Below are 5,407 nucleotides of genomic sequence, written 5' to 3'. Positions count from 1 at the left end.
TGCCCGAGGCACGTGGCCAGGGGTACGGGACCGACGTGATCCGGCTGCTCTGCCGGTACGGCTTCCGCAACCGCAACCTGCGTCGTCTGGAGTTGGAGACGCTGGCCACCAACACGGCCATGCGGCGGACCGCGGAGGCGTGCGGCTTCACGCACGAAGGCACCCTGCGGGAGCGCGAGTACGACGGCGACGGCTTCGCGGACATGGTGATCTACGGGCTGCTCCGGCGCGACTGGACGTCGTAGCCGGCCCGGCTGCGGCGTCCAGTCGCGATCCCGTGGGGCGTTACCCGGTCTGCTCGGCCAGTGCGATGGCGATGCCGGCGGGGCCGCGCAGGTAACACAGCCGGTAGCTGTTCTCGTACTGCACCAGCTCGCCGATGAGCTCGGCCCCGTGCGGGCGCAGGCGGTCGAGGATGTCGTCCATGTCGTCGACGGCGAACATGATGCGATGGGCGCCCAGCGTGTTCGTCGGCGCGCGGGGGTCACCCTCTCGGCTGGGCGGCGTCTGGTATCTGGTCAGCTCGACCCGTCCGTGGCCGTCCGGGGTGCGCATCATCGCGATGTCCGAGCGGACTCCCGCAAGGCCGACGAGGCGATCTACCGCGCTGCCCTCGACTGTCGCCTCGCCTTCCCGCTCAAGTCCGAGTTCGACGAAGAACGCCACGGCGGCGGCGAGGTCGTCGACGACGATGGCGACGTTGTCCATCCGCTGGATCGTCCCTCGCCGAGGCTGCGGGCCTCGCACGGTGGCGTCGGTCATGATGCTCTCCTCTCGGGCGGCCGTCACTTGCCGGTGACGATGCCCGGGTTGATGCAGAGGCCCGGGTTGGCGCCGTTCTTCTCCGCGATCTCCAGACAGCGGGTCACCTTGTCGACCTTCGCATTGGTCTCGGTGATCTGCTTGGAGATCTCGGCGTTCTTGCGGTCCTGCTCCAGGTTGCGGGTCTGGGCCAGCTTGTCCTGGAACGCCTTGATGTTGCCCTCGGTCTTGTCGTCGTGGTTCACCCGGGTGATGGTCACCGAGAGGATGTCCACGTCGGTGGCGAGCCGGGTCTCCGCGCTGGTCTTGATGTTCGCCGCAAAGGGCTTCAGGTCGACGTTGAGGTCACCGGTCTGCGCGTCGATCTTCTCGAGCGGGTTGTACGCGGCGAACGCGTCGTTGACCGCGCTGTCGAGTTGCACACCCACCCGCTGGCCTCGGAAGCTGCCGAAGTCTCCCTTGTAGTCCATGAACTGTTTCGGCGCGTTCTCCGGCTTGACCTGCCACTCGACGAGCACCTCGACGCACGCGTCGGCGAGCGTGCCGGTGCGGACGCGTACGCAGTTGTTCCCGCCGATGTGGTCGTACTTCTGCCGGCCGGCGTCCCACTCGCCGACCTTCTGCCACGGCGCCACCCACTTCAGCCCCGAGCCGGTCACCTCGCCGGTGGGCTTGCCGAAGCTGGTGACGATGCCGACCGAGCGGATGGGCACCGAGTGGGCGCTCGCGGTGACGCCGACGAGCAGGGTGAGGGCGAGGAAGACGAGCGCCGCGAGGGCGGCCGTCCGCTTCAACGGCCGCGCGGGGGCGACCAGGGCCAGGACGGCGCTGACCGCCAGGGCGACGGCGAAGACGATCGCCATGGTGAAGCCGACGGGCATGGGGTGGGACCTTCCGCTGGGCTGTGTGGATCATCAACCTAGGAGACCCGGTCAAGCCGGCGGCGTGCGGGAGTGGAGTTCCCGCACGTCCGCCGCCCGCCGGATGCCGACGTCATCGACGGTCTTTGACCCCGCGCGGTCCGCCGCTGGTTAAAATCCGCGACGGCGCATCCACCGCGCGTTGTTTCAGCGAATCCCGGGTGGAAACCATCTACCCGGGGGTACGTCTGGTGCTGACCGATCCGATGCCGGCCGAGGCTGTGGAGATCGCGCACAAGCAGGTCCTGTTGGCGGCCGAGGACCTGGACGGTCACGGTGTCGCCACGCTGGTGCTGGAATTGGCGGAGGCGTGGGGCGTGCCGGCGCTCTGGGGGCAGGTCTGCCGCCCGTTGCTGGCTCGGCTGCCGGGGCGGACCGCCGCGGAACTCGTCGTCGAGCATGCCCTCACCGAGGGTGTCCGGGTCGCGTTCGACGTGTACCGACGGGAACCGGGCCGCCCACTGCCCGCCGGTGGGGTGCTGCTGGCCGGCGTCGAGAGGGAAGCCCACAGCCTCGGGCTGCAGGCGCTGGCGGCCGCGCTGCGCGAGCAGGGTCGCGGCTGTCTGAATCTCGGCTCGACGTTGCCCTGGCCGGCGCTGACCAGCGCGGTCCACCGCGCGCGCCCGCACACCGTCGTGCTCTGGTCGCAGACGCCGGTCACCGGCCGCGCGTACCGGCTGGTGCGCTTCGCCCGGGACTTCCCCTGCCTGCGGGTGTACGGCGCCGGGCCGGGCTGGATCGAGCCGCTCACCCGGCCGGCGGCGCACCTCGGCTCGCTGCCGGACGCGGTCGCCGCCTGTTTGGACGTGCCTGCGGGGCGTGATGCCCACCACATACGATACGGATCGGTGCCGTATCGTTAATGGGGGTCGTAGGCTGACCCACGTTACGAGTCTGACCCGTATCGTATTGCGCCGCGGGTGAAGCGTGGGGGGAAAACCAGGCATGGAGCTGCACAACAACACGGGCCACCCGAGGAGGTGGGCGATCCTGGGGGTGCTGGTGATCAGCCTCCTCGTGGTCGTCCTCGACAACACGATCCTCAACGTGGCCCTGCGCACCCTGGCCGACCCGGTGCACGGCCTCGGCGCCAGCCAGGGTCAGCTGGAGTGGGCCATCAACTCCTACACGCTGGTCTTCGCCGGGCTGCTGTTCACCTTCGGAGTTCTCGGCGACCGCGCCGGCCGCAAGCGCTTCCTGATGGTCGGTCTGGCGCTGTTCGGCCTGGCGTCGCTGCTCTCCGCGTACGCCCAGAGCCCTGGCCAGCTCATCGCGGCCCGCGCCCTCATGGGCGTCGGCGGCGCGGCCATCATGCCGGTGACCCTGTCGATCATCTCCAACGTCTTCGACCCGCGTGAGCGTGGCCGGGCCATCGGTGTCTGGGCCGGCGCTGTCGGTCTCGCCGTGGCCATCGGCCCGATCCTCGGCGGCGCGCTGCTGGAGCACTTCTGGTGGGGCTCGGTCTTCCTGATCAACGTGCCGGTGGTCGTCGCCGGCGTGGTCCTGGTGGCCCTGCTGGTCCCCGAGTCGCGTGACCCACGCCCGGGCCGCGTCGACGTGCTCGGCGTCCTGCTCTCCGTGGTCGGTCTGGTCGCCCTGTCCTACGGCATCATCGACGGCGGTGAGCACGGCTTCGACCGTCCGATGGCCTGGGGCTCGATCCTCGTCGGCATCGCCGTGCTGGCCTGGTTCGTCCAGCACGAGCGGCGCAGCGACCACCCGTCGCTGGACGTCCGACTGTTCAAGGTGCCCCGTTTCGCCGCCCCGGTCGCCATCGTCGGCCTGGTGTTCTTCGCCGCGATGGGCTCCATGTTCTTCGGCTCGTTCTACCTGCAGCTGGTGCGGGGCTACAGCCCGCTGCAGACCGGTCTGCTCTTCCTGCCCTTCGCCGGCGCCCAGCTGATCTTCGCGCCCCGCAGCGCCGCGATGGTCCGTCGCTACGGCGGCAAGGCCGTCGCCACCGTGGGGCTGGCGCTGACCGTGATCTCGCTCGCCGCGTTCGTCTTCATCGGCGCCTCCACCCCGATCTGGATCGTGCTGCTCGTCTTCCTCATCCAGGGCGCCGGGATGGCCAACATCATGCCGCCGGCCACCGAGTCGATCATGTCGGCGCTGCCGCGCGAGAAGGCCGGTGTCGGCTCCGCGGTCAGCAACACCATCCGTCAGGTGGCCGGCGCGCTCGGTGTCGCGGTCCTCGGCTCGGTGCTCTCCGCGGTCTACCGCAGCGACATCGGTGACGCGCTGACCGGGCTGCCCACGGGTGCCCGCGACGCGGCCAACGAGTCGATCTCCGGGGCGTACGCGGCGGCGGGCCAGCTCGGCCCGGCGGCGCCGGCGCTGATCTCGGCCGCCAACGACGCCTTCGTCACCGCCATGCACTGGGCGGCCGGGCTCTCCGGGATCATCGCCGCGCTCGGAATCATCGTGGTGCTGCGCTGGATGCCCGGTCGGGAGGACACCAGCCTCGCGCCGGCGGCCCCGGTCGCCGAGCCCGAGTTGGCCGGCACGGCATAGGTTCGGGGAGAATGTCGGACATGACGTCCACTGCCGATGCTCCGCGGTCGCCCGGGCGACCGCGGAGCATCCGCGCCGACGAGGCGATCATCGAAGCCACCCTCGACCTGCTCGCCGAGGGCAGCACCATCGAGGCGCTCTCGATCGAGGCCATCGCCGCCCGTGCCGGGGTCGGCAAGGCCACCATCTACCGCCGCTGGGCCGGCAAGGACGCCCTGCTGCTCGACGCGCTGCGGCGACTCAAGGGCGTCATGGCGCAGCCGGCCGGTCACTCCGTCCGTGACGACCTGGTGCTGCTGGTCGGCGCGATCGGCAAGAACGTCGACCCGCGAGCGGCGAAGATCATGCCCTGCCTGGCACCCGCCGTGAACCGCAGCGCGGACCAGTTCCAGCTCTACCAGAACATCATCTCGCCCCGGCGGCAGCTGATGCGCGAAGTGCTGCGACGCGGCATCGACGAGGGTGTGCTCCGCGCCGACATCGACGTGGAGGTGACGATGGCACTGCTCACCGGGCCCATGCTGATCCAGCGGGTGCTGCAGTGGAATCCGGACCTGGACGAGCAGACCCTGCCCGAGCGGGTCGTCGACGCCGTACTGGAGGGCATCCGCGCCCGCTGATCCGGCGTGCCGGGCACGGCGTGGCTCTCCACGCCGGGCCCGGAGTCTGGTCCGGTGGCGCGGTCAGCCGGCCGGGGCGCGCAGCCGGTGCAGGCGCAGCGCGAGCTGCACCTCCAACGCCCGGTCGGGCCGTTGCCAGTCGGCGCCGAGCAACTGCCCCACCCGCTCCAGCCGCTGGGTCACCGTGTTGACGTGCACGTGCAGTTGCTCGGCGGCCCGGGCCAGGCTGCCACCCACCCCGAAGTACGCCTCCAACGTCTTCACCAGAGCCGTTCCGCGCCGGGCGTCGTAGTCGACCACCGGCCCCACGGTGGCGCTGAGGAACTGGGTCACGTCCTTCTCGCCCCGGTCACCCACCGTCCCCAGCAGCAACCCGACGAATCCCAGTTCCGCAGTGCTCGCACCCTGACCGGCGCGGCCCAGGGCACCCAGCGCGGTCAGGCACCGGTCCGCCTCCTGGAACGTGGCGGCCAGCGCCCCCGGGCCGTTCGACGGGCCACTCGCCCCGGCGGTCACCGGACGGCCGGTCACCCGGGACAGGTCCCGGGCCACCGCGCGAGCGCTGCCACCCGCGTCCTGCCCGGGCAGCAT

Annotated in this window: 7 protein-coding genes; 4 read left to right on the top strand and 3 right to left on the bottom strand. The window is 70.9% G+C overall.

Features of this window, described 5'->3' with window-relative positions:
- On the top strand, positions 1–245 hold a 245-nt coding region (locus ACWCO3_RS30910), incomplete at its 5' end, for a GNAT family N-acetyltransferase (RefSeq protein WP_450013404.1).
- A gap of 40 nt (positions 246–285) precedes the next feature.
- Here ACWCO3_RS30910 and ACWCO3_RS30905 read toward each other — a convergent pair.
- The gene (locus ACWCO3_RS30905) at positions 286–762 is read right to left on the bottom strand and encodes a VOC family protein (RefSeq protein ID WP_244311800.1); all 477 of its coding nucleotides are present in this window, start codon (positions 760–762) and stop codon (positions 286–288) included.
- Positions 763–785: 23 nt separating this feature from the next.
- Complete coding sequence (locus tag ACWCO3_RS30900; protein ID WP_357932523.1) at positions 786–1,643, bottom strand: SPFH domain-containing protein; 858 nt, start codon at positions 1,641–1,643, stop codon at positions 786–788.
- Positions 1,644–1,843: 200 nt separating this feature from the next.
- Between ACWCO3_RS30900 and ACWCO3_RS30895 the strand changes: the two genes are divergently transcribed.
- The 3 genes from ACWCO3_RS30895 (at position 1,844) to ACWCO3_RS30885 (ending at position 4,816) form a co-directional block, all read left to right on the top strand.
- The gene (locus ACWCO3_RS30895) at positions 1,844–2,545 is read left to right on the top strand and encodes a transcriptional regulator (protein WP_450013401.1); all 702 of its coding nucleotides are present in this window, start codon (positions 1,844–1,846) and stop codon (positions 2,543–2,545) included.
- Between the two features lie 82 nt (positions 2,546–2,627).
- Positions 2,628–4,196 (top strand): MFS transporter, encoded by a 1,569-nt coding sequence (locus tag ACWCO3_RS30890; protein WP_145783856.1) that lies wholly within the window; start codon positions 2,628–2,630, stop codon positions 4,194–4,196.
- 11 nt (positions 4,197–4,207) lie between these two features.
- Positions 4,208–4,816, top strand: coding sequence for a TetR/AcrR family transcriptional regulator (locus tag ACWCO3_RS30885; protein ID WP_145783854.1), 609 nt, complete (start codon positions 4,208–4,210; stop codon positions 4,814–4,816).
- 63 nt (positions 4,817–4,879) lie between these two features.
- Here ACWCO3_RS30885 and ACWCO3_RS30880 read toward each other — a convergent pair.
- Positions 4,880–5,407 (bottom strand): PucR family transcriptional regulator (locus ACWCO3_RS30880; RefSeq protein ID WP_450013398.1); only part of this gene is annotated, 528 nt, incomplete at its 5' end.

Source organism: Micromonospora sp. NPDC002411 (genome assembly GCF_053592955.1).
Note: the sequence above shows the minus strand (reverse complement) of the source record. Positions and strands in the feature narration are given on the sequence as shown.